Source organism: Klebsiella sp. 7-CIP_Kleb. (assembly GCF_050378655.1).
In the GTDB taxonomy this organism is placed as follows: Bacteria; Pseudomonadota; Gammaproteobacteria; order Enterobacterales; family Enterobacteriaceae; genus Klebsiella; species Klebsiella quasipneumoniae.
The window spans coordinates 229,784-254,091 of sequence record NZ_JBNRLJ010000007.1 but is presented as its reverse complement, the minus strand read 5'-3'; the positions used below and the strand labels follow the sequence as shown (position 1 = coordinate 254,091).

General features: G+C 58.4%; 26 protein-coding genes. 5 read left to right on the top strand and 21 right to left on the bottom strand.

Annotated features, from left to right (window positions below; genetic code table 11):
* Positions 1–2: 2 nt before the first annotated feature.
* The 14 genes from ACQUTI_RS21640 to pmbA all read right to left on the bottom strand — a co-directional run bounded on the left by ACQUTI_RS21640 (position 3) and on the right by pmbA (position 11,364).
* The gene (locus ACQUTI_RS21640; RefSeq protein ID WP_017900571.1) at positions 3–284 is read right to left on the bottom strand and encodes a type II toxin-antitoxin system RelE family toxin; all 282 of its coding nucleotides are present in this window, start codon (positions 282–284) and stop codon (positions 3–5) included.
* Positions 274–516, bottom strand: a complete 243-nt coding sequence (locus ACQUTI_RS21635) for a type II toxin-antitoxin system RelB/DinJ family antitoxin (protein WP_002886901.1) — start codon at positions 514–516, stop codon at positions 274–276. The genes ACQUTI_RS21640 and ACQUTI_RS21635 overlap by 11 nt, the downstream gene beginning before the upstream one ends.
* 77 nt (positions 517–593) lie before the next feature.
* Complete coding sequence (locus ACQUTI_RS21630) at positions 594–2,504, bottom strand: BglG family transcription antiterminator (RefSeq protein ID WP_057212387.1); 1,911 nt, start codon at positions 2,502–2,504, stop codon at positions 594–596.
* A gap of 22 nt (positions 2,505–2,526) precedes the next feature.
* The gene (locus ACQUTI_RS21625) at positions 2,527–3,678 is read right to left on the bottom strand and encodes a lactonase family protein (RefSeq protein WP_114508604.1); all 1,152 of its coding nucleotides are present in this window, start codon (positions 3,676–3,678) and stop codon (positions 2,527–2,529) included.
* 66 nt (positions 3,679–3,744) lie between these two features.
* Positions 3,745–4,485, bottom strand: a complete 741-nt coding sequence (gene dagF / locus ACQUTI_RS21620; protein ID WP_186602551.1) for a 2-dehydro-3-deoxy-phosphogluconate aldolase — start codon at positions 4,483–4,485, stop codon at positions 3,745–3,747.
* Entirely contained in the window at positions 4,482–5,600 is a 1,119-nt protein-coding gene (locus ACQUTI_RS21615; protein WP_043519322.1) for a DgaE family pyridoxal phosphate-dependent ammonia lyase, read from the bottom strand. Before ACQUTI_RS21615 ends, dagF begins: the two co-directional genes overlap by 4 nt.
* The gene (locus tag ACQUTI_RS21610) at positions 5,584–6,717 is read right to left on the bottom strand and encodes an amidohydrolase/deacetylase family metallohydrolase (protein WP_114508603.1); all 1,134 of its coding nucleotides are present in this window, start codon (positions 6,715–6,717) and stop codon (positions 5,584–5,586) included. The genes ACQUTI_RS21615 and ACQUTI_RS21610 overlap by 17 nt, the downstream gene beginning before the upstream one ends.
* Before the next feature lie 112 nt (positions 6,718–6,829).
* Positions 6,830–7,474, bottom strand: coding sequence for a DUF4310 family protein (locus ACQUTI_RS21605; protein WP_004206504.1), 645 nt, complete (start codon positions 7,472–7,474; stop codon positions 6,830–6,832).
* Between the two features lie 13 nt (positions 7,475–7,487).
* Positions 7,488–8,264, bottom strand: a complete 777-nt coding sequence (locus ACQUTI_RS21600; protein WP_002886897.1) for a DUF4311 domain-containing protein — start codon at positions 8,262–8,264, stop codon at positions 7,488–7,490.
* A 21-nt stretch (positions 8,265–8,285) separates the two neighbouring features.
* Complete coding sequence (locus tag ACQUTI_RS21595) at positions 8,286–8,585, bottom strand: DUF4312 family protein (protein WP_004206503.1); 300 nt, start codon at positions 8,583–8,585, stop codon at positions 8,286–8,288.
* A 2-nt stretch (positions 8,586–8,587) separates the two neighbouring features.
* Positions 8,588–8,950 (bottom strand): SFCGS family glycine-rich protein, encoded by a 363-nt coding sequence (locus ACQUTI_RS21590; RefSeq protein ID WP_004206501.1) that lies wholly within the window; start codon positions 8,948–8,950, stop codon positions 8,588–8,590.
* 10 nt (positions 8,951–8,960) lie between these two features.
* Positions 8,961–9,299 (bottom strand): PRD domain-containing protein, encoded by a 339-nt coding sequence (locus ACQUTI_RS21585; protein WP_004206500.1) that lies wholly within the window; start codon positions 9,297–9,299, stop codon positions 8,961–8,963.
* Between the two features lie 289 nt (positions 9,300–9,588).
* A complete protein-coding gene (gene cybC, locus ACQUTI_RS21580) occupies positions 9,589–9,975 on the bottom strand; it encodes a cytochrome b562 (protein WP_002886893.1) in 387 nt (128 codons plus the stop codon).
* A gap of 36 nt (positions 9,976–10,011) precedes the next feature.
* The gene (gene pmbA / locus ACQUTI_RS21575; RefSeq protein ID WP_017900576.1) at positions 10,012–11,364 is read right to left on the bottom strand and encodes a metalloprotease PmbA; all 1,353 of its coding nucleotides are present in this window, start codon (positions 11,362–11,364) and stop codon (positions 10,012–10,014) included.
* A 95-nt stretch (positions 11,365–11,459) separates the two neighbouring features.
* Between pmbA and yjgA the strand changes: the two genes are divergently transcribed.
* Together yjgA and ACQUTI_RS21565 are read left to right on the top strand one after the other, a co-directional pair.
* Complete coding sequence (gene yjgA, locus ACQUTI_RS21570) at positions 11,460–12,011, top strand: ribosome biogenesis factor YjgA (protein ID WP_004206498.1); 552 nt, start codon at positions 11,460–11,462, stop codon at positions 12,009–12,011.
* A gap of 565 nt (positions 12,012–12,576) precedes the next feature.
* Complete coding sequence (locus ACQUTI_RS21565) at positions 12,577–13,785, top strand: aldose 1-epimerase family protein (RefSeq protein ID WP_428923362.1); 1,209 nt, start codon at positions 12,577–12,579, stop codon at positions 13,783–13,785.
* 43 nt (positions 13,786–13,828) lie between these two features.
* Here ACQUTI_RS21565 and ACQUTI_RS21560 read toward each other — a convergent pair whose 3' ends face one another.
* Both ACQUTI_RS21560 and mpl read right to left on the bottom strand, forming a co-directional pair.
* Positions 13,829–14,356, bottom strand: coding sequence for a GNAT family N-acetyltransferase (locus ACQUTI_RS21560; protein ID WP_186602553.1), 528 nt, complete (start codon positions 14,354–14,356; stop codon positions 13,829–13,831).
* A gap of 68 nt (positions 14,357–14,424) precedes the next feature.
* Positions 14,425–15,798: a UDP-N-acetylmuramate:L-alanyl-gamma-D-glutamyl-meso-diaminopimelate ligase gene (gene mpl, locus ACQUTI_RS21555; protein WP_004206494.1), complete on the bottom strand. Its 1,374-nt coding sequence runs from the start codon at positions 15,796–15,798 to the stop codon at positions 14,425–14,427.
* A 175-nt stretch (positions 15,799–15,973) separates the two neighbouring features.
* Between mpl and fbp the strand changes: the two genes are divergently transcribed.
* Entirely contained in the window at positions 15,974–16,972 is a 999-nt protein-coding gene (gene fbp, locus ACQUTI_RS21550) for a class 1 fructose-bisphosphatase (protein WP_004206493.1), read from the top strand.
* Between the two features lie 44 nt (positions 16,973–17,016).
* On the opposite strand, the gene yjfF is transcribed toward fbp, so the two are convergent.
* The 4 genes from yjfF to ytfQ form a co-directional block, all read right to left on the bottom strand.
* Positions 17,017–18,015, bottom strand: coding sequence for a galactofuranose ABC transporter, permease protein YjfF (yjfF, locus tag ACQUTI_RS21545; RefSeq protein WP_002886825.1), 999 nt, complete (start codon positions 18,013–18,015; stop codon positions 17,017–17,019).
* The gene (gene ytfT / locus ACQUTI_RS21540) at positions 18,002–19,027 is read right to left on the bottom strand and encodes a galactofuranose ABC transporter, ATP-binding protein YtfT (protein ID WP_004206491.1); all 1,026 of its coding nucleotides are present in this window, start codon (positions 19,025–19,027) and stop codon (positions 18,002–18,004) included. The genes yjfF and ytfT overlap by 14 nt, the downstream gene beginning before the upstream one ends.
* A 10-nt stretch (positions 19,028–19,037) precedes the next feature.
* Positions 19,038–20,540: a galactofuranose ABC transporter, ATP-binding protein YtfR gene (gene ytfR, locus ACQUTI_RS21535; protein ID WP_008807146.1), complete on the bottom strand. Its 1,503-nt coding sequence runs from the start codon at positions 20,538–20,540 to the stop codon at positions 19,038–19,040.
* 123 nt (positions 20,541–20,663) lie between these two features.
* Positions 20,664–21,620 carry a galactofuranose ABC transporter, galactofuranose-binding protein YtfQ gene (ytfQ, locus tag ACQUTI_RS21530; protein WP_002886769.1) on the bottom strand — a complete coding sequence of 319 codons (957 nt, stop codon included), beginning with the start codon at positions 21,618–21,620 and terminating at the stop codon, positions 20,664–20,666.
* A gap of 403 nt (positions 21,621–22,023) precedes the next feature.
* On the opposite strand from ytfQ, the gene ppa reads away from it, so the two are divergent.
* The gene (gene ppa, locus ACQUTI_RS21525; RefSeq protein ID WP_002886766.1) at positions 22,024–22,554 is read left to right on the top strand and encodes an inorganic diphosphatase; all 531 of its coding nucleotides are present in this window, start codon (positions 22,024–22,026) and stop codon (positions 22,552–22,554) included.
* Positions 22,555–22,628: 74 nt separating this feature from the next.
* On the top strand, positions 22,629–23,816 hold the full coding sequence (locus ACQUTI_RS21520; protein WP_186602555.1) for a hypothetical protein: 1,188 nt from the start codon (positions 22,629–22,631) through the stop codon (positions 23,814–23,816).
* 145 nt (positions 23,817–23,961) lie between these two features.
* On the opposite strand, the gene ACQUTI_RS21515 is transcribed toward ACQUTI_RS21520, so the two are convergent.
* The gene (locus ACQUTI_RS21515; protein ID WP_002886724.1) at positions 23,962–24,306 is read right to left on the bottom strand and encodes a gamma-glutamylcyclotransferase family protein; all 345 of its coding nucleotides are present in this window, start codon (positions 24,304–24,306) and stop codon (positions 23,962–23,964) included.
* Positions 24,307–24,308 lie beyond the last annotated feature (2 nt).

Here is a 24,308-nt window from a genome sequence, read left to right as displayed (position 1 = left end):
GTTTAGAGCCGTTTATTCGCCTGATGATAAACGGCCGCTTTCTCTCTTTTGCCAATGGCAATAACGTAAACCACCACCACCCTATCTCGTACTTGATACACCAGCCGATAACCTGACGCCTTAAGCTTGATTTTGTAGCAATCCGGCAAATCGCTCAGCCTGGCCGACTCAATTCGCGGATTCTGCACAATCTGCTGGAGCTTATTTTTGAACTGTTTTTTGACCGTCTCGCCAAGCTGCCATTCGCGCCAGGCTCGTGGATCAAACTCCAGTTCATAGGTCATCCAGACTCACCTTAACCCCCGGCCGTGGGTTTTCCAGCCGCTCGCGAACGGTGCGTAACAACGCCGCTTCGCCATCGCTGATGGTCATACTTTTCACCGGCATGCGGCCATTTTCCGCAATGTATTGAAACAGCAGGCGTACCGCCTCCGTTGGCGTCATATCGAGTTTCTCCAGCACGGCATAAGCCTCTTTTTTGAGTTTATCATCCAGCCGAACGTTGAGCGTGGCCATTATGCCTCCAGAAAGGGATATTTTGTAATGCATTATAGCATTACATTTGAATTACACTCGAATCTGGAAAACGCCTCTCAAAACCGGCTGACGCATTCCATCGCCACCGTTTTAAACTCATCGAAGCTGCGGGTCGTGGCGAGGCGGCTCATGGCGCGCTCGCGCAGGAAAGTCACGAAAATATCGTAGATCGCCATCGCCTCTTCATACTCGCGCTTGCTGATAGCGAGCAGGAAGATGATATGGGCGGTTTCGTCCCCCCAGGCGATGCCCTGCGGAGCGATAACGGTATAGACCACCGTCTTTTTCGCCAGCAGACCCAGGGAGTGCGGTAGCGCAATACCGTCGCCGAGCATGGTGCTGACGATCGCTTCACGCTCCACCACCGAAGCATGAAACTCCGCATCGACGAAGCCTTCCTCCAGCAGCTGCTGACACAGTTCGGCGAATAGCGTTTGCTGATCCATCGGCGTGTCGATCACCCGGAAATGGGCGGCATCGAAGTACTTATTCAGCATCCACGGACGGGTGCGGTCCACCAGCACCAGCTTGCCGATCTGATCCAGTTGATAGTCAGTGGGGAACGGCGCGATGGTCACTACCGGCTTGTCTTTTTCGCTGATCCGCACCGTGGAGATAACAAAATCCGCCTCGATCGCGTCCCGCTGTTCGTACTCGCGCTGGGAAATAGTGGCGGCGATCTCCAGCTGCGGATATTTGCGCTGCAGGATCGCCTCAATCATCCGCACCATCGCATTGCTGGTATCACACACCAGCAGCACCTGCGGCTGACGCTGGTAGCCGATGTTGTAGTGGCGCTCCAGCCCGACGCCGATATGCAGCACCAGAAAACCGATTTCGTTTTCGCTAATGGTATAAGGCGTGTATTTGCCCCAGCTGGAGACCGCGGCGAGGGTCATATCCCAGGCCATCGGGTAGTGCTGTTTGATGTTATCCAGCAGCGGATTGGGGATCATGATCTGGTAGCGTACGCGGGTGATCATGGTCTTTATGTGGGTCAGCAGATCGGCGTGCAGCTGGGCATCGTCCAGCAGATTGTAGTTATACTGGCTGTTGATGTAGCGCAGGATGTAGTTGACCAGCGCTTCGTCATCGTCGGCGCTGATGGTTTCCGGGTCCACGTCCTGTACCTGACGGGCGGCGATATGCACGCACAGCCACTCTTCTTCCGCGGGCGATAAAGGTTTACCGGCCAGCCGCTGCAGTTCGCCCGCCAGATCGCGCGCGGCATCACGGACGTTCTGCGCCACATCTTCAGCACTGAAATCCGCCAGCGGGTAGCCTTCGCTGACGCGGCGCACCACCACCGCCCCGTACAGGCAGATAAAGCGCTCGCCGACGTCGGTGAGGCGAATATGGTGCCGGGTGAGCGTCTCCTGCAGCACGGGCTCCAGCAGCGCTGGCACCTCCGCGGCAAAGGCCTCGGCGCCGATCGGCGGCGCGATACCGCCCTGCTGGGCCAGCTCCCACAGCAGGTCGGTGAGGCAGGCGCGAACCGATACCTCGCTGCCAAACAGCTTCATACCGTGGCGCGGGCGGGTTTCAAGGGTGAGCTGATAGCGCTGGAAGCGCTCGCGCACCTCGACCATATCGTTCTGCAGCGTGGCGCGGCTGACGAACCACTCATCCGCCAGGTCTTCCAGCTTGATGGAGAACGCCGACGTCAGAAAACGCACCAGCAGAAACGTGATGCGATCCTGGGCGGTACGCGGGACATGCTGCGCCTTCGGCGACGCCTCCTCCAGCGTCTGAAAGCTCGCCGGGTTATCAATTTTCAGCTGATAACCGCTGCCGCGGTTGAGGATAAACTGCGCGCCATACTGCGCCAGTAGCGCATTCAGGGCGGTAATATCGGCGCGCACGGTACGGGTGGAAACCGACAGGCGTTGCGCCAGCTCATCCTGCGGCAGCGTTTCATTCCGCAGCAGGGTGAAGAGTTGCGCTAAGCGTTGGTTGGGAAATCGCATGTCAGTTCCTTGTGGTTACGGCTCAGGGTTGGGCGGATATCACCATCTGCGATGGGCTGCCGACCGGCGTGTAGTCTGAGACAAAGGTCAATTTGCCATCCTTCGGCGCCACGCTGAAGCGGGTAATATTATCGCTACGCTGGTTCATGACGTACAGCCACTGCCCCTGAGTATCCAGGGTCAGCGTGCGGGGGTAATCTCCGCGCGTCCAGATATCCTCCTGGTGGCTCAGGCGGCCATCGGTCTGCACCGTAAAGTGGGCGATGCTGTTATGCAGACGGTTGGCGACGTACAGCTGTTTGCCGTCGTTGCTCAGCGCCAGACCGGCGGCAAAGCTGGTGCCCTTATACTCTTTCGGCAGCGCGGAGACGGTTTTGCCTTCGCGCAGCAGACCGCTTTGCTGCTCCAGATGATAGAAGGTCAGCGTCGACGCTTCTTCGTTAATCAGCCACAGGCCGTCGCCCTTTGGCGTAAAGACGAAGTGGCGCGAGCCGGCGCCCGGCGACGAAGCGGCGATAAATGGCGGATCGTTCGGCGTCAGCTTGCCGCTGGCGCTATCCAGCCGGTACTGATAGATCCGATCCAGCCCCAGATCGGTAGAGTAAACGTATTTTCCGCTGGGATCGGCGGCGATCATATGGGCGTGCGGGCCATTGTGATCGCTGATGGCGAAGCTGCCCTCGACGGCCGCCGCCGGGCGTTCGGCCCCTGCCGGGCCTTCATCCTGATGCCTGTCCACCGCCTCACCCAGGCTACCATCTTCTTTGACCGGTAGCACGGCGATGCTGCCGCTGACGTAGTTGGCTACCAGCAGCTGTTTACCGTTTGGCGTCAGGGAGAGATAAACCGGCCCGGCGCCGCCGGAGGCGACCTGATTGAGTGCGGTCAGCTCACCGTTCTTCTCAATGCGCCACGCCTGCACCACGCCTTTCTCCACCTCGCTGGCGGCATACAGCGTTTTGCCATCGCGCGAGACGGTCAGCTGCGCGGCGTTCGGCAACGAGCTCACCAGCGTCCTGTCACGTAGCGCGCCGGTGTGGCTATCAACGGTAAAGCGGTACAGACCTTCGCCATTGGGATTATAGGTTCCTACCCAGGCATAGTGAGTTTGCGCGGCGGCGGCGGCGGCAAACAGGGACAGTGAAGCGACAAGCAGATGACGAGCGACAGGCATAGCAACTCCTTGATGGTTCAGTGGGATAAGCTGCCCCTCACCCTTTGAGGGTGAGGGGCAAGGGCACTACTTCACTAACTGTTTGGTCATCTCCAGCAGCTGGCGAACATCGGCCGGGCGGGTGTTGCCGCTGGCCTTATCGATAATCGAGCTGTAGATATGCGGGATGATTTTGCTCACCCCGGCATCAAGGGCGATTTTCAGGATCTCGCTGTAGTTTTCCAGATCGATACCGCCGGTCGGCTCCAGCCAGAAATCGTGCGCGGCGCAGGCTTTGGCCACTGCTTCGAACTCGTCGCGGTGCTTCAGGCCGCCCATCGGGAAGTATTTGATGGAGCTGCCGCCCATATCTTTTAACAGCGCGATGGCGGTTTCCAGCGGCACAATCCCATCCGCCGCGCCGCTGCTCAGCGGGCCGGTGGAGATCTTCACCATCCCCGGGGTGCCGGTGGGCGAAACCAGGCCGTTGACCACCGTCTCGTTCTGCCCGAGCAGCGCGCGGCTGGTGGCCACGCCGGTGAAGACCTGGTTGACGTGCTGCGGCTGCACCTGGCGAGAAATCTCGCTCACCATCGCCGACTGATTCGGATCCCCCGCGCCCAGCCCGACGGAGAGGGCGTTATCAATCAGCTTCGCGTAGTCGCGCATATCGGCCACCGCGCTGGCGACGTCCGGGTAATTTTTGGAGAGCACGCCGACCAGGACATGACCTTCCACCGCGTCGTAGATTTCCCGAGCGTTGTCTTTGCTGCCTGCCAGGACGTTCAGGCACACGCGGTCACGGTAAAAGTTTGGGGTCAGTTTCATGCTTGTTTCTCCTTGTGCAGAACTTCCGCGATGCGACGGGCGACCACCGCCAGCTGCTGTGCGTTAACGCTGCGGACATCGGCTTCGATAATGCCTTCATTCGCTTTATAGCCGCGGAAGTAGATGGCGTATTCGCCTTGCTTCAGCGCGTTAACCAGATCGCCGGTCTTCACGCCGGTCACCGCTTCGTCGAATTTGATTTCGGCGCGGGCGATATCGCGGCCGGCGCTGTCCCATACCACACGGGCAGTGACGCCGTCGAGGGTGTTGAGCTGTTCGATAAACGGCGTCATCTTCGTCACCATCTCCTCACCGCTCTCTTTGCTCGTCGTCAGGTAGTGTTCAATGGCGCAGGTCAGGCCGAGGATCCCCTCTTTCCCCACTTTCATCGCCCGGCCAATGCCCATCGACTGGCGTTTAACCCACTCAACGTACTGCGTTTTGCCGATCACCAGCCCGCTGGTCGGCCCTTCAATCGCTTTCGCGCCGCTGTAGATAACCAGGTCGGCGCCCATGCGGTAGTAGCACTGCAGATCTTCCTCCGCCGCCGCGTCGACGATCAGCGGTAAATGATGCTGACGCGCTACTTCCGCGGCCTGCGCGACGTTGAGCATGCTTTTCTGCACGCAGTGGTGGGATTTGATGTAGAGGATCGCCGCGGTGCGCGGGGTGATCGCCGCCGCCAGCTGTTCGGCAGAGCATTCGTTGGCGTAGCCCGCTTCCACCAGCTTACCGCCGCCCAGCGCCACCATGGTGCCGACCGGCGCGCCGAAGTTGACGTTGTGGCCCTTCGGCAGGACGATTTCGTTATTCTCTATCGGCGTAACGTGCAGGTTCTCCAGCAGCCAGTCGCTGTCTTTCACCAGCACCGCCGCCACCGACTGGGCAATCCCTGCCGACGCGCAGGAGACCACGGTCGCCCCTTCCACGTCCAGCAGCCTGGCGATGTACTCGCCGGTCTTATTCACCAGGTCTTTCATTTCAAAGTACTGGTTCATACCGGCCATCGCGGCTTCCACCACTTCCGGGCGCGGCGTGGAGACGCCCAGCGCTGTCATCCGGCCGGAAGTGTTAATTACTTGTTTTAAATGGTATTTTTCAAAAATCGAAGGCATGTTCCGCGCTCCCTTGTTCGGTCAGATAGCCTTTGCCCGCGCGGATCGCGGCCAGCGGCACCAGAATGTTGTCTGCCTGGAGGCTCTCTTTTTCGGCATCCACCAGCAGCGTAGGCTGGCGCTCCAGGCGAAATAGCGTTAGATCGGCGTCGAAACCCACTTCCAGCCGCCCTTTACGCGACAGGCGCAGCCCCTCGGCGGCGCTGACGGTCACGCAGTCAATCACCTGCGGCAGGGTCATGCCGATAGCGAGGAATTTCGACATCACCAGCGCCAGCGAACGTACCGGGCCGTCGATGCGGTTGCGGCAGTAAATATCCGAGCTGATGGTGTGCGGCAGAATGCCCAGCGCAATCGCCCGGCGCGCCACTTCAAAGCTGAAGCTGGCGGTACCGTGGCCGACGTCAAGGCGCACGCCGCGGTGCAGGGCGCGGGTAATCGAACTGCGCAGTTCGCCGGCAGGATTCAGAATGCGGTTCGGCTTGCCGTTATAGCAGTGGGTAATGATGTCGCCGCGACTCAACAGCTCGGCAATTTCATCGAGGTTCGGCGGATTATTGCCGATGTGTACCATCAGCGGCAGATCGCCGTTTTCCTGCTGCATAGCCTTGGCGCGCGCCAGCGGCGTAATGCCGTTTTCCCCCACCACGCTGCTGCTCATGCGCGCCTTCAGGCCGACGATAAAGTCGGGATGGCGCTGCACCGCCTGCTTCACCGCCTCGGCGTCGATATTGGCCAAATTGGCCAGTTCGTTCTGGGCAATCAGCCCGACGCGGGAGATATTGAGCAGGGCATAGACTTCCGTCACCGCTTTGCGGGTTAACTGGTAGAAGTCGTCCACATCGTCGGCGCCGGTGCTGCCAGCATCAATCACGGTGGTGACGCCGGTGGCGATGCCAACGCTGTCCGGCTCATCGTGATATATCGGCGAATTTGGGTAGCAGTGAACGTGGGAGTCAATCCAGCCGGCGCTGACGTAGCTGTTGCCCTGCAGATCGATGGTTTTACGGGAGGGCGCGCTAATCTCGCCCAGCGCCGCGATTTTCCCGTCCTGAATGGCGATATCAGTCAGGGTATCGTCGACGAGGCGCGCGCGGCGCAGGAGTAAATCAAACATAGCTATCTCCTGATGAAAGAGTGAATCTGTTGCCGGATGGCGGCGTACCGCCTTATCCGGCCTACACATCGCACTGACCTGTAGGCCCGATAAGCGCAGCGCCATCGGGCGATTAGCTAATCGCCACCGGGAAGATCGAGCCAAGGATCATCGCGCCGAGGATGGCGCCGCCGGTGATCGGTTTCTGCCAGATATAGAACAGCAGTGCGCCAACCAGCGAGCCGATCCCGATAGGAATCGAGGCGGTCATTGCGCTGAGGATAATCAACGGCCCCAGGAAGCGGCCGGAGGCGTTACCTGCGCCCATCATCACGTCGGCGCCGTAGGTGGAGTCGCTTTGGTTGATGGTGAACTTACGCGCCAGAATAATGATGTAGCCCACCGCCAGGCCGAGGATCAGGCCGGTTGCCAGCGAGGCGGCGAAGTTCGCCACCGGGAAGACAAAGCCCGCGCCGAGCAGCAGCGCCGGGACGCCAAGACCGATCCCGGTCTGAATAGCGCCGCCGATATCGAGGATCCCCACCAGCGACCCTTCGATGATGCGGGCGAACAGGAAGCTGGCGCCAAACGCCGCCACCGCGCCGTAAACGCCGGTATCAATCCCCGACTTCAGCATCGCCACGAAGGCGACTTCGTTAAAGGCGCCGATGCCGTACAGGTAGTACATGTGGGTCCCGGCGAAGACGCCGGAGGAGAGCAGGCCAACGAAGATCGGGAACGACCAGTCGGCATACCAAAAACCTTTATTCTGTTCCATTATCAGGCTCCCGTTATTTGCCGCTGAGTGAGTTGTGGATCATGTCCAGCCAGTTCGGCACGGTCAGATGGAAGGATTCGATCATCTTCATGTCGAAGCCGCGGAAGAAACCGCTGAGGACGAACAGGGCGACAATGGCCACCATCATCACTTTGGTGACCCGGTTCCAGCCGCTCTCTTCAACGCCTTTGCCGATCAGAATACCCAGCACCAGCCCCGGTACGGCGTTGCCCATAATCAGCTGCGCCGCGCCGCCGAAGATGGTCGCCCAGAAACCTGATTTTTTACCGGCGTCGATCGCCGCCAGCCAGAAGATCACCGGCATCACGGTGTTCACCAGCAGGTTTGCCGCCGGCACCAGTACCTTAACCGCGGTCACCTGCAGCGCTTCCGGTACGGACGAGGCGGTAAGGTTGAGGAAGGCGACGACAATCATGCCGATGATGCCGCAGGAGATGGCCATTTTTTTCGGATCGTGCAGCGTTTCGCCGACGTTACGATTTTTCAGCATCAGCGCCGCCGCGCCCCAGTTGGGGATAATGCGGTGGTCAACATCCTGGGTGAAGGAGCCTGCTGCAACGGAAGAGGCCCAGGCGTTAAAGAAGAAACCGAGGCCAAAGGAGAAGTGGGAAGCCGGATCGCCCTCACAGGAGTTCAGCTCGCCCAGGGTTCGAAACGCCCCCATCCCCTGGGTGGTAGGGGCATGAAACATGCGTGCCGCTCCGGCGCCCACGCCGACGCCGACCAGGCCGCCGATGATAAGCGATTTTATTAGAATTATCAGGAACATAGTCAGACCCTTTGCTAACAATCAGGTTTGCGTGACGAAATCCACTTTATCGAGATCGATGGCGGTCACGTTGACGGTGACGTCCAGCTCCACGCTGTAGGTCCGTCGTTCACGGCGCAAAAAGAAAAACAGGAAGGCCTCTTTTCGTACCGCTTCGCGCGCATGAACAACCGTCACGTCCTGTGGCTCAATACGCAGCAGAATGTGCGATGAGGTTTTCATCACCGCAGCCTGCACATGGTTCAGGGCATCGGCGAAGGCCCGTGATTTGCTTTCGCCTTTGCCGGCAACCCTCACCGTGGTGGTGAATTGCTCTTTCATACTTATGCGCCGTATTTCTTTTTCCAGGCTTCTACCAGGCGCTCACCCAGCTCTTCTTTATCCATAAAGCCGAAGCCCAGCACGTTGCAGCCTTCGTTTATGGCGGTGACGCCCTCTTCAACAGAACGCATGCCGTATTTCGCTTTGTAGCCGTATTTGGTCTGGGCGGTGATGGCGCCGGCGCCGCCGCTGCCGCAGAAGGAGATGCCGAAGGTGGCGTTTTCCGCTTTCATCATGTCACCAAGCTTCATGTCGGCAGCAACGCCAGGGACGACCACTGCGCGTGCGCCGGCTTTCTCTGCGCCTGCGGCGACCTTTTGGCCTTTACCCAGACGGTCGCCAATAACTACGGTGATTTGTTCCATGTTTTGCTCCTTACAGGTTTTCTTTTGCGACTTCGAAGTGGACGGAGAGCAGCCAGGCCTCTTCATCGGGCAGGTTGCCGAACTGCGCGACCACTTCGCGGGCCAACGTCATTGAATCTGGTGAAATCTCTTCGAACAGGCTGGCATCCACTTCCGGCAGCGGTTCGCCGCTGATTGACCGGTGGGCCATCGCCCGCACGTGGGAAGTCAGCATTTGCTCCTGAACGTCGTTAGGGACGATGCCGTGACGGCTTAACAGGGCAAAAACCTGCTGCAGCATCTTGTCAGCCAGGCGTTCGGTCTGCGCTGCCTGCTCCCCTACGTCGTGTATTACCGCTCCGTTATTCACTTCTGATACCCCGCTGATGTCTCTGGGAATCAAAGTAGCGCCGGGGGATGGGAGTTTGTAGCGAGTTGTTTTCCACTTCGAAGTGGAAAGGGAGACGGCAGGCGTGATCGACACCACATATTCACTGGAAAAATGAAAAAACAGCAATTATGGCGTGAGACGTATCACAACAATGCGCGCGAATGAGCCGCCCGCGGCTGCGGAAAGGCCGGAAAAAGAAAAGGGAAAAATGTGATACAGGTAGGTTTTCAGGCGGGAGACATCGGCTGATGCCTCCCGAAAAGAACAGTTAGCGGTACTTCTTATGGTAGGTGTTGCGGGTGGTTTTAAACTCCTCCGCGGCGGCCTGCGCCTCTTTCACCTTGCCTTCATTCGCCAGCTTCAGCGCGCCGTCGATCTGGCCGATCAGAATATCCAGACCGTGACGGTAATCTTTCATCTCAGCGCTGTCGGCCGCTTTGCCTTCCAGCTTCGGCGGGGTCTCTTTCTGGGCATCAACCGCGGCGGTACGCATCTTATTCAGCGCCGCTTTCAGCTCGCCGGCGTCAGAGGTTTTCTGTACCACTTGCAGGTTTTCTGCCAGAGTGTCCATGTCTTCGCCCAGGTCGGCGAAGGCCGACGCTGAACCGAGCGCAAAAGCAGAGACAGCCAGCATCGCTAACAGTTTTTTACGCATTGCTCACTTCCTTTTTATTATTTAAGCAAACAGGTGTTATTGTCCGGCGATTTTCATCTCCGGCAGCAGCACAGAACCACACTGAATGTTGCTGCGCGTTTCGATATCATCGCCAATGGTCACGATATTACGCCACATTTCTTTCAGATTTCCTGCAATGGTGATCTCACTGACAGGATATTGAATTTCGCCATTTTCTACCCAGAAGCCGGATGCGCCGCGTGAGTAGTCGCCGGTGACGCCACTGACACCCTGCCCCATCAGTTCGGTAACCACAAGACCGGTGCCCATCTCTTTAAGCATCTTTGCAAAACTCAGCCCGCGGCCGTTGATGCGCCAGTTATGGATGCCCCCGGCGTGGCCGGTACTTTTCATCCCCAGCTTGCGGGCGGAGTAGTTGGTCAACAGCCACTGGGTCAGCACGCCGTCTTTGACGATATCGCGACGCTCGGTGCGCACGCCTTCGCTGTCGAACGGCGTGGAGGCCAGCCCTTTCAGCAGGTGCGGATGCTCTTCAATGGTCAGCCACTCCGGCAAAATTTGTTTGCCCAGCGAATCGAGCAGGAAGGTGGATTTGCGGTATACCGAACCACCGGCAATCGCTCCGACCAGGTGGCCAAACAGCCCGGTTGCCACTTCGTTGGCGAAAATCACCGGCGCCTTCATGGTCGACAGCTTACGCGGCGCCAGGCGCGACAGGGTGCGGCGGGCGCACTCTTCCCCGACCCATTCCGGGGATTGCAGATCCTCGATTGCCCGGCCAATGGTGTAGGCGTAGTCGCGTTCCATATCGCCGTCATCTTCCGCAATGACGCAGCTGGAGAGCGAATGGCGAGTCGAGCAGTAGCTTTGCAGCATGCCATGGCTGTTGCCGAACACTTTGATGCCATAGTGGCTGTTAAAGCTGCCGCCTTCGGTGTTGGTGATGCGTTTATCGGCCTTCAGCGCCGCTTGCTCCGCGCGGGCGGCCAGTTCAATGGCGTCGTCCGGGGAGACCTCCGCCGGGTGGAACAGGTCCAGATCCGGGGCGTCAAAGGCCAGCAGCTCTTTATCGGCCACGCCGGCAAACGGGTCCGGGGAGGTATAGCGCGCGATATCCAGCGCCGCCTGCACGGTACGGGCGATGGCGTCCGGGCTGAGATCGGTGGAAGAGGCGCTGCCCTTGCGGTTCTGGTGGTAAACCGTGATGCCTAACGCCCCATCGCTATTGAATTCTACATTCTCCACTTCGCCATAGCGGGTGCTGACGCCGATGCCTGTCGTTTTGCTGACGGAGACTTCTGCGCCATCGGATTTACCTGCCGCCAGTTCCAGCGCCGTGGTCACGGCCTCTTCCAGCGTCTTACGTTGCTGGGCAACTTGAGAGATCACTTTCATTGCTAATGCCATAATGTAAGAAGGAGTTAACTGAAGTCTAACAGAGAACCGTTTTTCAGTGCGCGCCTTAACTGGTAACATTAGCCTCTTTTTTTAAGGAGCCTGAGATGACAAAGCAGCCCGAAGACTGGCTCGACGACGTTCCCGGTGATGATATCGAGGATGAAGACGATGAAATTATCTGGGTCAGTAAGAGTGAAATTAAGCGCGACGCGGAAGAACTGAAGCGTCTTGGCGCTGAACTCGTTGACCTGGGGAAAAACGCGCTGGATAAAATTCCGCTGGATACTGACCTGCGCGACGCCATCGAACTCGCCCAGCGAATCAAAAAAGAGGGTCGCCGCCGCCAGCTGCAGCTTATCGGTAAGATGCTGCGCAATCGCGATGTCGATCCGATTCGTCAGGCGCTGGATAAGCTAAAAAACCGCCACAACCAGCAGGTTGCGCTGTTCCACAAGCTGGAGCAGATTCGTGACCGACTGATTGACGACGGGGATGACGCCGTAGCTGAAGTGCTGAACCTGTGGCCAGATGCTGACCGTCAGCAGCTGCGTTCCCTGATCCGCAATGCGAAGAAAGAGAAAGAAGGCAACAAACCGCCGAAATCCGCGCGCCTGATCTTCCAGTATCTGCGCGAACTGGCGGAAAACGAAGGCTAATCCCCGCCGCTTTTGCCGCACAAGTCACCCGGATGGCGGCGCGCTGCGCCTTATCCGGGCTACTCCGCTGTTTCCGGCGTTGTGCCGGATGGCGGCTACGCCTTATCCGGCCTACGAAAGGCTGCTTAACCTGATTTATCAAACGCTTGCTCAACACCGTAGGCCCGCGCAAGCGCAGCGCCGCCGGGCAAACTGTATCCGGCGCCGTTTCCGGCGTTGTACCGGATGGCGGCTACGCCTTATCCGGCCTACCTTCCCCAGCTACAACGCCAACATCGCGCCAGCAGGGGGTTCCCGCTGCATCTCCTGAGTCCCCCTAATCCGCACAACGATACTTTTGTTTATTGCCTCACCACCGCTGAATCGTTAAAGCTAAAAGCAATGCAGATCACATCTTGTGGTGATAATTAATCATGCCTTAGCACAATAATACGACACTTATCGCATTTAACATCTTCAAAACGGCCACTTTCTCACCAGGTGAGGCGCTTCACATTTTAATCACCCCCATGCCGGTAGATTTCACACGTCAATGACACAATCGATTCAGCAAAAGGGAATAAAAATGAAAAAGACATTGGTTCTGACGGCTATCGCTCTGCTGGTTTCTGGCTCCGCCGCGGCAAAAACATGGGTGCTGACGAGTGCTGAAGAGGGCATGGATAAAGGAAACTGGCATATCAGCAGCGATCAGCTGAAGGTGAAAGACCATACGTTCAGCATTGAGCAGAAAGTCCTGCACGGCGGCAAGCAGGAAGGCAGCAAAATCCTCACCATTCGCAGTAAAGACGGCCTGACTATCACCCTCAGCCCGACGCGGGGCATGAACTTGCTGCGAGTGGAAGGCTTCGGCAGCCGGATGGGCTGGGATTCGCCGGTCAAAGAGGTTGTTAACCCGGCGTTTATCAACCTGGAGAGCCGCAACGGACTCGGCTGGCTGGAAGGGTTCAACGAGATGATGGTCCGCTGCGGCTATGAGTGGACCGGCCATCCGGTCACCGCGGACGGGCAAATTTATACCCTGCACGGCAAAGCCGGCAACACGCCGGCCTCCCTGGTGGAGGTTGAGGTGGCCGACAGCGCGCCGTATGAAATTCGCGTCCGCGGGCTGGTGAAAGAGAGCACCTTCAAAAAAGCCGATCTGCAGACCATGACCGAGCTGCGCTATATCCCGGGCAGCAACAGCTTCAGCCTGCACGATGTCTTAACCAATCACGCCGACTATCCGCATGATTACCAGATCATCTACCACAGCAACTTCGGCACCCCGATCCTCGAAGAAGGCGCGCGTTTCCTCGCCCCGATGTCCAGCATCAGCCCGTTCAATGATTACGCCAAGAGCGGATTAAAAACCTGGCAAACCTATCAGGGGCCGACCAAAGACTTTGACGAGATGGTGTTTAATATTCAGCCGCTGGCCGATGAAAATCACCAGACGCTGGCCGCCGTGGTCAACAAAGCGGGCGATAAAGGCGCCTCTATTCAGTTCGACACCCGCCAGCTGCCGGTCCTGACGCTGTGGAAAAACACCGACACCGTCAAACAGGGTTACGTCACCGGTATCGAGCCGGGGACCAGCTACGCCTATCCGGTGACCATTGAACGCGAGCAAAAACGCGTGAAGCAGCTACAGCCGGGCGCCAGCGCGCAGTTTGATCTGACCTACACCCTGCTGCACGACAGCGCCCAGGTGGCCGCCGTCGAGCAGAAGATCGCGCAGATTCAGGGCGACAATAAAGTGGTGGAGAACGAAACGCCGATCGCCAAAGAGTAAAAATACCCCCAGCCGAACGCCCGGAGCGGTACGCCGCGCCGGGCTACTCCCGCCCCATCACCTCGTGCCCGAGATCCCGGGCAAACTGCTGGTACTGTCGCTCATCGATCGGCTGCGGATAGCTCAGCACCAGCAGCTCATGATCCGCGATGCCCTGATGATAGGTGGGATGACGATGCGCCCAGGGGTTAGCGTGAAATCCCATCGACTGATAAAAGCGCAGTCGTTTATGGGCGATCTCGCTGGTGAGCGGATCGATTTCCAGAATAGTCAGCGGGGCGCGCGTCAGGATCTGCGCCAGCAGCTGTTTACCATAGCCGCGGGAGCGCAGCGTATCGTCGATCGCCAGATGTTCGACATAACCGTAGCCGGCAAACAGCCAGCAGCCGCTGAGGCCGATAAATACGTTCTCATCGAACCACGCCTCCAGCGCGTAGTGCGGGTGGCTCAGCGCCTGACGTTTGGCCTCGCTTTCGCGCTGCTCGTGCCACGGAAAGGCGCGTGCGTAGAGCGCGTCCAGCATGGCGAAATGGGGCGAGTCGGTAGTTAGTACGCTTTCGCAGGTCAGCATCACACCCTCCCTGTTGGTAAAAACAAAACTGCCCTCACGCGGAGGGCAGTGACCGGAGGCGCTCGGGCTTACTCTGCCGCGGCCGCTTTTTGCGCCAGCTTATCCAGCAGCTTTTGATGAATGCCGCCGAAGCCGCCGTTGCTCATCACCAGGATATGGTCGCCAGGATGGGCGGTTTTGACCACCATCTCCGCCAGGGTATCGACGTCGGCGCTCCAGTGGGCCGGCTGGACGCAGGCTTCCGCCACTTCCGCCACCTGCCACGGGATATGCTGCGGCTGCAGGAGGAACACTTCATCGGCGCGGCCAAGGGACGGCGCCAGATCGTCCTTGCAGACGCCCATTTTCATGGTATTAGAGCGCGGCTCCAGCACGGCGAGAATGCGCGCGGTGCCGCCCACTTTGCCGCGCAGCGCCTGCAGCGTGGCGAGGATCGCCGTCGGATGATGAGCGAAATCGTCATACACGGTGACGCCGTTGGCTTCGCCGCGCAGCTCCAGACGACGGCGGGCGTTGATAAAGCTGCCCAGCGCGTTCGCGGCATCCGCCGGCAGTACCCCGACGTGACGCGCCGCGGCAATGGCCATCAGGCCGTTATGCATATTATGCTCGCCGACCAGCGCCCATTTCACCTCGCCGACCTTTTCACCGTCGAACAGCACTTCCCACTGCGAGGCGTCGGCGTTCAGCTTCTTCGCCTGCCAGTGGCCCTGCTCGCCCACCAGCTCCTGCTCGCTCCAGCAGCCCATCGCCATCACCTGCTTCAGGTTGATGTCGTTCTCCGGCAGGATAATTTTGCCTTTGCCCGGCACGATGCGCACCAGATGGTGGAACTGCTTCTGAATCGCCTTCAGGTCGTCAAAGATATCCGCGTGGTCGAACTCAAGGTTGTTAAGGATCAGCGTCCGCGGGCAGTAGTGAACAAATTTGGAGCGCTTGTCGAAGAAGGCGCAGTCGTATTCATCCGCTTCAATGACGAAGAACGGGCTGTCGCCCAGGCGCGCAGAGACGTCGAAATTGCCCGGAACGCCGCCAATAACGAAGCCCGGCTGGTAACCGCAGGCTTCAAGGATCCAGGTCGCCATGCCGGCGGTGGTGGTTTTGCCGTGGGTCCCGGCGACGGCCAGCACCCAGCGATCGCGCAGCACGAAGTCGTGCAGCCACTGCGGGCCGGACATATAGGGAATATTGTTTTCCAGCACCGCTTCAACGCACGGGTTGCCGCGAGTCATGGCGTTACCGATGATCACCAGGTCCGGCCGGGGCTCCAGCTGGCTGGGGTCATAACCCTGAATTAAATCAATCCCCTGGTTTTCCAGCAGGGTGCTCATCGGCGGATAGACGTTAGCATCCGACCCCGTTACCTCATGACCGAGGGAGCGCGCCAGCATGGCCAGGCCCCCCATAAACGTGCCACAGATTCCTAAAATATGAATGCGCATTCGTCATTTCCTTCTCTTATCCGGGGCACATTTTACCCATATCCCGGGCCCTGGCGAAATGCATTTCAGGCGAATCTGTATTTTGCTGGCGCGATTCACCAGTGCGCACTTTTTTGATTCTTTGTTAAGATTGTTGCGTTCGTTTTACTCAACATAAAAATGCAGGGAACGAGTTATGAAAACGTTAGGTGAGTTTATTGTTGAAAAGCAGCACGAGTTCTCCCACGCCACCGGTGAGCTGACTGCTTTGTTGTCAGCAATAAAGCTGGGCGCCAAGATCATCCACCGCGATATCAACAAGGCCGGTCTGGTCGATATCCTGGGTGCCAGCGGTGCTGAAAACGTTCAGGGCGAGGTTCAGCAAAAACTCGATCTGTTCGCTAATGAAAAATTAAAAGCCGCACTGCGAGCACGCGATATTGTTGCCGGGATCGCCTCTGAAGAAGAAGATGAGATTGTCGTCTTCGAAGGGTGTGAACACGCCAAATACGTGGTGCTGATGGACCCTCTGGATGGCTCCTCTAACATCGACGTTAACGTCTCTGTCGGTACGATCTTCTCTATCTATCGCCGTGTGACGCCTGTTGGCACGCCGGTGACAGAAGAAGATTTCCTGCAGCCGGGAAACAAGCAGGTGGCAGCGGGCTATGTGGTCTATGGCTCTTCGACAATGCTGGTGTATACCACCGGCTGCGGCGTCCACGCCTTCACCTATGACCCGTCCCTCGGCGTCTTCTGTCTGTGCCAGGAGCGCATGCGCTTCCCGGAGAAGGGCAATACCTACTCCATTAACGAAGGCAACTACATCAAATTCCCGCAGGGCGTGAAGAAGTACATTAAGTACTGCCAGGAAGAAGACAAAGCGACGCAGCGTCCTTATACCTCACGCTATATCGGCTCTCTGGTGGCGGACTTCCACCGCAACCTGCTGAAAGGCGGCATCTACCTCTATCCAAGCACCGCCAGCCACCCGGATGGTAAGCTGCGCCTGCTGTATGAATGCAACCCGATGGCCTTCCTTGCCGAACAGGCGGGCGGTAAGGCCAGCGATGGTAAAGAGCGTATTCTGGATATTGTTCCGGAAAGCCTGCACCAGCGCCGCTCCTTCTTCGTCGGCAACAACCACATGGTGGAAGACGTCGAGAACTTTATTAAGTCGTTCCCGGACGCCTAAACGCCCTGCCCGCTCCTCCCGCGCCTGCGGGAGGAGCCTCTCGCTTAGCGACTCCCCGCCCCGCTCACCCGCGTCACCGCCGCATTCTGCCGGTTTTCCCACAGCACGGTCAGCCCACGCTGCAGCGCGATAAAGATAAACAGCAAAATGCCGATGGCGATTTTCGTCCACCATGAGCTGAGGGTGCCGTCGAAGTTGATGTAGGTCTGAATCAGCCCCTGGATCGCCACCCCGAACAGGGTTCCCAGCACGGTGCCAACGCCGCCGCTGAGCAGCGTGCCGCCGATCACCACCGAGGCAATGGCGTCCAGCTCCACGCCGACGCCCGCCAGCGCATAGCCCGCCTGGGTATAAATGGAAAAGACGATCCCGGCCAGCGTCGCCAGCCCGGTGGAGAGCATATAGATACGGATTGTGGCGCTGCGGGTGGAAATCCCCATCAGATTCGCCGACGTCGCGTTGCCGCCGATGGCATACACCTGATTGCCGAAGCGGGTGCGGTGGGCGACAAAAATACCGGCCACCACCACCAGCAGCATCAGCAGCCCCATGGCGCTGAGGCGTCCGCCGCCGGGAATGGTCCATGCCAGCCCGGACAGGGTGTCATACACCGGGTGGTTAATCGGAATCGACTCCTCTGATACCAGATAGCTCACGCCGCGCAGGAAGAACATGCCGGCGAGGGTGATGATAAAGGCCGGGATCTTCAGGGCGTCAATCAGCAGCCCCATAAACGCGCCGAAGGCGCAGCCCATCACCAGCACCAGCGGAAACGCCACCAGCGGTGATATTCCCCAAAAGCCAATCGCTTTGGCGAGAAAGACGCCGGTAAAGGCGATCACCGACCCGACAGACAGATCGATCCCGCCGGAGAGGATCACGAAGGTCATGCCCACGGCGATGATCCCGAGGAAGGCGTTATCCGTCAGGATATTGCAGATCACCCGCGTCGAGGCAAAGCCGGGGAATTGCGTCAGGCAGTAGAGATAGCCCAGCACAAACACCGCGAGGGTGATCATCAACGGTAAATTACGTTTTATCATGGCCGCGTACCCCTTTCAGTAAACCGATAAAGCGCGGCGACTGGACAATCAGTACGCACAGCACCACCACCGCTTTCACCACCTGGTTGAGCTCCGGCGGGAAGCCGGAGAGCAAAATCCCGGTGTTCATGCCCTGGATAATCAGCGCCCCCACCACCGACAGCAGCAGGTTGAATCGCCCGCCCATCAGCGAAGCGCCGCCGATGACCACCGCCAGAATGGCGTCCAGCTCCAGCCATAGCCCGGCGTTATTGGCATCAGCGCCGCGAATGTCCGCCGCCACGATGATCCCGGCGATCGCCGCGCAGACGCCGCTCAGGACATAGGCCAGCATCACCACGATGCGGGTATTAACGCCGGCGTTTTTCGCCGCGCGGATATTGATCCCCACCGCTTCGATAAACATGCCCAGCGCCGTTTTACGGGTAAACAGCCAGAACAGCAGCAGCGTAGCAGCGGCGACGATCACTGGCGTCGGAAACAGCAGAAACGATCCGCTGCCAAGCCACGCCAGCGCAGGGGAATCAAAGGTGACGATCTGCCCGGCGGTGATCAACTGCGCTACCCCGCGTCCGGCCACCATCAGGATCAACGTCGCCACAAAGGGCTGGATCTTAAGGACCGCCACGAGGATGCCGTTCCACAGCCCGGCCAGCGCGCCCGCCGCCAGCGAGGCCAGCAGCACCACCGCCAGGCTGTGTCCGGCGACGGTCATCGAGGCGGCCGTCGCGCCGGCAATCGCCATCACCGCCCCCACCGACAGGTCGATGCCGCCGGTGGCGATCACCAGCGTCATGCCGATGGCCAGCAGCGCCACCGGAGCGGCGCGGTTGAGAATATCGATTGGGCTGCCAAACAGGCGGCCATCCTGGAGCACTACCTGATAAAAATGGGGCGCCACCAGGCTGTCGACCAGCAGAACCAGCAGCAGAGCAATGATCTGCGGGGTGCCCTTCGGCCAGGTGAAGCGTCGCTTCTCCGGGCCGGTTTGCGAAAGAGATCGAGGCATCATGAGTTACTCCTTATGCCGCAATAGCGTTCATGATCGCCGGTACAGAGAGCTCGGCGAGCGGGATCTCGGCCACCTGCCGGCGATCGCGCATGATAATGACCCGATCGGCGTAACCCACTAGCTCCTCCAGTTCAGAGGAGATGACCAGCAGCGCCAGACCATCGGCGCAGAGGGTTTCAATCAGGCGAATAATTTCCGCGTGGGCGCCGACGTCAATGCCGCGGGTCGGTTCATCGAGGATCAGGAACTGCGGTTTGGTCAGCAGCCAGCGGGAAAGTAATACCTTCTGCTGGTTGCCGCCGGAGAGAAACTCGATCGGCTGCTCCGCGCTGGGGGTACGGATCCCCAGCTGGCGAATAAAGCGCTCGGCGATCTCGTTCTGTTCACGCCGGGGTATCGGCCGCAGCCAGCCGCGCTGCGCCTGCAGGGCAAGGACGATATTTTCCCGCACCGAAGCGGCGGCGATAATGCCGTCGGTTTTGCGATCCTCCGGACAGAAGCCGATCCCGAGGCAGGAGGCCTGATGCGGAGAGCGCAGGGTTTGCGGTTTGCCTTTGATCCATGCCTTCCCGCTGTCCGCCGTTTTAATGCCGAAGATCACCTCGGCGGTTTCAGTGCGTCCGGAACCCAACAGGCCGGCGAGGCCGACAATTTCGCCCGGACGGACCTGCAGGTCGAACGGGGCGATGGTGCCTTTCTTGCCGTAGCCTTCGAACGCCGCCACCGGCTTATCGCTCAGCAGGGTTCGGCCCGCCCGCTGCAGGGCGTTGTGGTCCAGTTCGCGGCCCAGCATCATTTTCACCAGCTCAATCTGCGGCAGCTCGCGGGTTTCGCGGCAGCCGACGAAGCTGCCGTTGCGCAGCACGGTAATGCGGTCGCTGACCGCATAGACCTGGTCGAGAAAATGGGTGACGAAGATCAGGCTGACGCCGTTATCCCTGAGCTGGCGCATCAGGGTAAACAGCATCTCCACCTCCTGAGTATCGAGGCTGGCGGTGGGCTCGTCGAGGATCAGCACCTTGGCCGACAGGTCGATAGCCCGACAGATAGCAACGATCTGCTGCATCGCTACTGAAAAGCGGTTCAGCGGCTCGCGCACATCGAGGGAAAAGCCATAGGAGGCCATCAGCGCCGTCGCCCTGGCCTCCATCTCTTTACGCCGCAGCAGGCCAAACCGCCGCGGCTCACGGCCGATAAACAGGTTGTCCGCCACCGACATATTCGGCAGCAGGTTCACTTCCTGATAAACGGTGCCGATCCCCAGCTGCTGGGCATGGGCGGTATTTTTCGGGGAAATGGCCTGGCCTTCCAGCCAGATGGTGCCGCGATCGGCATGGTAAACGCCGGTAAGCGCTTTGATCAGCGTCGATTTTCCGGCGCCGTTTTCGCCCAACAGGGCCATGATTTCGCCGCGCCGCAGGCTAAAGTTGACGTTATCCAGCGCCTTAACGCCGGGGAAGAATTTACTGAGTCCTTCGGTGCGAAGGATCTCCTGGTGTGCCTCGGCGCTCATAATCGATATCACCTTCAAATGATGTCAGGTTGCCCCGGTTCGCGCTCTGCTTGCCGGGGTTACTGGAACGCTGCCTGTTACCCTCTCCGCTTGCGGAGAGGGCCGGGATGAGGGGCTAGCCACTCAGTAGCCCATATTTTTCTTCTTCTCTAACTCTTCTTTCGCCGTATCCGGCAGATACAGCGTCGATTTGGTAATGGTCAGCTTCTCCGGCAGGGTGCCGTCTTTTTTGTATTTCTCCAGCGCATCAAACGCCGGGCCGGCCATATTCGGCGTCAGCTCGACGCTGGCGTTGGCTTCGCCGGCGATCATCGCTTTATAGATATCCGGCACGCCGTCGATGGAGCCGGTCAGAATATCTTTGCCCGGCTTCAGACCGGCTTCTTTAATGGCCTGGATGGCGCCGATGGCCATATCGTCGTTATGAGCGAATACCATGCAGATGTTTTTGCCGTTATTCTCCGCCTTGATAAAGCTCTCCATGACCTCTTTCCCTTTGCTGCGGGTGAAGTCGCCGGACTGAGAGCGGATAATTTTGATATTCGACGCTTTGGCGATAGCGTCGGCGAAGCCTTTCTTACGGTCGATGGCCACGCTGGCCCCGACGGTGCCCTGCAGTTCAACGACGTTACACGGCTTACCGTCGACGGTTTTCACCAGCCAGTCGCCAATCAGCTGGCCTTCCAGCACGTTGTTGGCGGTCACGGTGGTCATGTAGAGATCTTTATCTTTCACATCAATGGAACGGTCGAGGAGGAAGACCGGTATCTTGGCCTCTTTCGCCTCTTTCAGCACCGGCTCCCAGCCGGTGGCCACCACCGGCGCAATGAAGATCGCGTCAACCCCCTGGGCGATAAAGGAGCGCACCGCTTTGATCTGGTTTTCCTGTTTTTGCTGACCATCAGCGATCTTCAGCGTAATACCGCGCTTGGCGGCTTCCTCTTTCGCGACGCTGGTTTCCGCCGCACGCCAGCCGGATTCAGAACCGACCTGCGAAAAACCTACGGTTAGCGGGGCAGCTATCGCCATAGACGACATAGCTGCGGAAACTGCTGTGACAAGAAGTAAGCGCTTCCACATAAGGGTATCCTCGTAGGGTTATTGTTGGTTAAAGTCTCACCTGCGGACAAACTATAGACAATCGGTGATGTAACTGAATGCGTTACATCACACTTCAAAAAAGTAAATGAGATGTTAATGACAGCCCCATTGCCCAGCGGAGAGCGGATAAGGCTTCGCGGGGAGCGCGGCAGCGGCGGTTTGTGACGTTTTTTTAAGCAGTTTGATAAATCAATCACATGCAATGAAAACGGTTACATAAATTTATTCATGATGTGGCTATGTTTATGGATTTTCATGTCATTATGGCGTGCAAAATTCAGAGCACTCCGCGGCGAGATCGGGAAAAAGAAGCGAAGACATTCGATGTGAGTTGGCTATAATACCGAGCACTTGTTTGCCATACATTTTAAAGGAAACAGACATGAGCTTACTCAACGTACCTGCGGGCAAAGATCTGCCGGAAGACATCTACGTCGTGATCGAGATCCCGGCGAACGCAGATCCTATCAAATACGAAGTCGACAAAGAGAGCGGTGCACTGTTCGTTGACCGTTTCATGTCCACAGCGATGTTCTATCCGTGCAACTACGGCTACATAAACCACACCCTGTCCCTGGACGGCGACCCGGTTGACGTGCTGGTCCCGACTCCGTACCCGCTGCAGCCGGGCTCCGTGATCCGCTGCCGTCCGGTTGGCGTTCTGAAGATGACCGACGAATCCGGTGAAGATGCGAAACTGGTTGCCGTACCGCACACCAAGCTGAGCAAAGAATACGATCACATCAATGATGTGAACGACCTGCCGGAACTGCTGAAAGCCCAGATCACTCACTTCTTTGAGCACTACAAAGATCTGGAAAAAGGCAAATGGGTTAAAGTCGACGGTTGGGACAACGCGGAAGCGGCGAAAGCCGAAATCGTTGCCTCTTTCGAGCGCGCTAAGCAGAAGTAATTCTGTCTCAGGCAGGGTCATCCCCTGCCTGATTGCGGCACGGATTGCCGCGATAACACCATGGAGGGTGTCCCGTGAAAAGCGTTCGCTATTTCACTCTTAACTTTTCTGGCTTCACGACCGCCGCCTCTGAAAAACAGGGGTATCTGCGCCTTATCGCCGGCGAGCATGTCTTTTATACCGATAAACGCTATTTTAACGACCCCGCACTTTTTGACCGTCTGAAGATCAATCAGCCCCTGCATCTTGGCGCCCGCCGCCTGGACAACGGCAGTTACTGGATCCACTGGCTCAGCGATGGCGAAACGCTCCTTGAGCCCAGTCAATACGTAAAGCGCTGGGCCCGGCCACTGCTGTTTATCAGCCTGCTGACGCTCATCATCACCCTTATCCCGCTCATGGTGAGCGCCTCAGAATGGGGAAAGTTCGGCTGCGGCATTATCGCGATACTGGCCTTCATCGCGCTGTTAACCGGGCTCTACGAGCTTCTGTTCCACCCGGCGCTAAAACGGCACCCCGCCATGCGCGATCTGCTGGCGAAGATGGCGCTGGCCCGCCGACGCGACGTCTCCTTTTGCCAGTCGCTACCCGCCACGACGCAAGCCCTCCGCCAGTCGGCAATGCCTTTTACGCAAGCCCTGCCGGAACGCTATGCCGCTCAGGCAGACATCATCATCGACGCCCACTTTAAGAAGTGGTATGCAGGCAATCCAACCCGCGAATATCACGGCCTCGGGATACAATGCGGTTCCCTGCCGCTGGCCTTCTGGTGGCAGGCAGGCTGCGCTAATTTCGCGCTGCATCCGGTGTTTTACCGTTGTCAGCCGCCGTTTCTTGCCACCGGCGATCGCATCCTCGCCGTATACGAGCGCGACAGCCGGGCGATCCATGCGCTATACAATGCCAGCGACGGCGCGGCTTATATAAAAAACCATCCGCTCTATCCTGGACGCCGACAGCTGTCGCTGCTCTATTACCTGTTTTACGGCCTCGCGCTGGTGATGTATCTGTTATTTCTCGGAGTAGAACTCGTCAGCGCCCTTCAGTCAGGCCGGCGCGTCTGGTGGCAGGTTCAGGATTCGCTGGACATGCTGTCCTTATTGTTACTCTGTTTTGGTGGGGTACTGGCGGTGCTGGAGCTGATAGGCCCAACGGCCTGGTTATTGTCACGCCGGGTGGCTGACTGGCTGAAGCTGCGATCGGCGATGCGGCGTTACCTGCGGGGGGCTGCCCCTCCTACCACGCTCGAGGAGGTCATGTAATGTTTAGCACCCCAACACGACGATTATTATTCCTCGCGCTGACGACGCTGGCTTCCACAGCGTGGCTGGCGAAGGATTATCTTCCGCTCTGGTAAGAGGTAGGCGCAGAAAAAAACAACGCCACCCGAAGGTGGCGCTGTCATGGTTAATACTGGTCGCGATCCAACCAGTTGCCGTTCGCTATCAACGTACAACCCTCAACGGAACGTTGATAGACATACATCCATGCGCTGCCGTAAGGCGTCTGAATCAGGTGGCGCGCATACTCGCCCCCCTTGGTGCGCAGCGCATCCAGTTCGGCCAGCGTCGATGCATCAATACGATAAACTTCACCATGTACTGTGCCTTCGCCGGGCACCGCGCCTGGATAGTGGCCCAGGCTGTACAGCTGATAATCGTCGACACTATGAGCGCCCAGCCACTGGGCGTTGGTCATCCAGTGGCTGTTGCCTTGTTTGCGTCGTAAACTGCCGTAAACAAATATTCGCATTG

What these genes read in the sequence shown, in the direction of transcription:
- ACQUTI_RS21625 (WP_114508604.1), bottom strand. Translation starts at nt 3,678, where the DNA reads ATGCCTGTCGCTCGTCATCTGCTTGTCGCTTCACTGTCCCTGTTTGCC.
- ACQUTI_RS21515 (WP_002886724.1), bottom strand. Translation starts at nt 24,306, where the DNA reads ATGCGAATATTTGTTTACGGCAGTTTACGACGCAAACAAGGCAACAGC.
- ACQUTI_RS21565 (WP_428923362.1), top strand. Translation starts at nt 12,577, where the DNA reads ATGAAAAAGACATTGGTTCTGACGGCTATCGCTCTGCTGGTTTCTGGC.
- mpl (WP_004206494.1), bottom strand. Translation starts at nt 15,798, where the DNA reads ATGCGCATTCATATTTTAGGAATCTGTGGCACGTTTATGGGGGGCCTG.
- ACQUTI_RS21590 (WP_004206501.1), bottom strand. Translation starts at nt 8,950, where the DNA reads ATGGAACAAATCACCGTAGTTATTGGCGACCGTCTGGGTAAAGGCCAA.
- yjgA (WP_004206498.1), top strand. Translation starts at nt 11,460, where the DNA reads ATGACAAAGCAGCCCGAAGACTGGCTCGACGACGTTCCCGGTGATGAT.
- fbp (WP_004206493.1), top strand. Translation starts at nt 15,974, where the DNA reads ATGAAAACGTTAGGTGAGTTTATTGTTGAAAAGCAGCACGAGTTCTCC.
- ytfT (WP_004206491.1), bottom strand. Translation starts at nt 19,027, where the DNA reads ATGATGCCTCGATCTCTTTCGCAAACCGGCCCGGAGAAGCGACGCTTC.
- ACQUTI_RS21635 (WP_002886901.1), bottom strand. Translation starts at nt 516, where the DNA reads ATGGCCACGCTCAACGTTCGGCTGGATGATAAACTCAAAAAAGAGGCT.
- dagF (WP_186602551.1), bottom strand. Translation starts at nt 4,485, where the DNA reads ATGAAACTGACCCCAAACTTTTACCGTGACCGCGTGTGCCTGAACGTC.
- yjfF (WP_002886825.1), bottom strand. Translation starts at nt 18,015, where the DNA reads ATGATAAAACGTAATTTACCGTTGATGATCACCCTCGCGGTGTTTGTG.
- ACQUTI_RS21600 (WP_002886897.1), bottom strand. Translation starts at nt 8,264, where the DNA reads ATGTTCCTGATAATTCTAATAAAATCGCTTATCATCGGCGGCCTGGTC.
- ACQUTI_RS21560 (WP_186602553.1), bottom strand. Translation starts at nt 14,356, where the DNA reads ATGCTGACCTGCGAAAGCGTACTAACTACCGACTCGCCCCATTTCGCC.
- pmbA (WP_017900576.1), bottom strand. Translation starts at nt 11,364, where the DNA reads ATGGCATTAGCAATGAAAGTGATCTCTCAAGTTGCCCAGCAACGTAAG.
- ACQUTI_RS21605 (WP_004206504.1), bottom strand. Translation starts at nt 7,474, where the DNA reads ATGGAACAGAATAAAGGTTTTTGGTATGCCGACTGGTCGTTCCCGATC.
- ACQUTI_RS21610 (WP_114508603.1), bottom strand. Translation starts at nt 6,717, where the DNA reads ATGTTTGATTTACTCCTGCGCCGCGCGCGCCTCGTCGACGATACCCTG.
- ACQUTI_RS21630 (WP_057212387.1), bottom strand. Translation starts at nt 2,504, where the DNA reads ATGCGATTTCCCAACCAACGCTTAGCGCAACTCTTCACCCTGCTGCGG.
- ppa (WP_002886766.1), top strand. Translation starts at nt 22,024, where the DNA reads ATGAGCTTACTCAACGTACCTGCGGGCAAAGATCTGCCGGAAGACATC.
- ACQUTI_RS21595 (WP_004206503.1), bottom strand. Translation starts at nt 8,585, where the DNA reads ATGAAAGAGCAATTCACCACCACGGTGAGGGTTGCCGGCAAAGGCGAA.
- ACQUTI_RS21640 (WP_017900571.1), bottom strand. Translation starts at nt 284, where the DNA reads ATGACCTATGAACTGGAGTTTGATCCACGAGCCTGGCGCGAATGGCAG.
- cybC (WP_002886893.1), bottom strand. Translation starts at nt 9,975, where the DNA reads ATGCGTAAAAAACTGTTAGCGATGCTGGCTGTCTCTGCTTTTGCGCTC.
- ytfR (WP_008807146.1), bottom strand. Translation starts at nt 20,540, where the DNA reads ATGAGCGCCGAGGCACACCAGGAGATCCTTCGCACCGAAGGACTCAGT.
- ACQUTI_RS21615 (WP_043519322.1), bottom strand. Translation starts at nt 5,600, where the DNA reads ATGCCTTCGATTTTTGAAAAATACCATTTAAAACAAGTAATTAACACT.
- ytfQ (WP_002886769.1), bottom strand. Translation starts at nt 21,620, where the DNA reads ATGTGGAAGCGCTTACTTCTTGTCACAGCAGTTTCCGCAGCTATGTCG.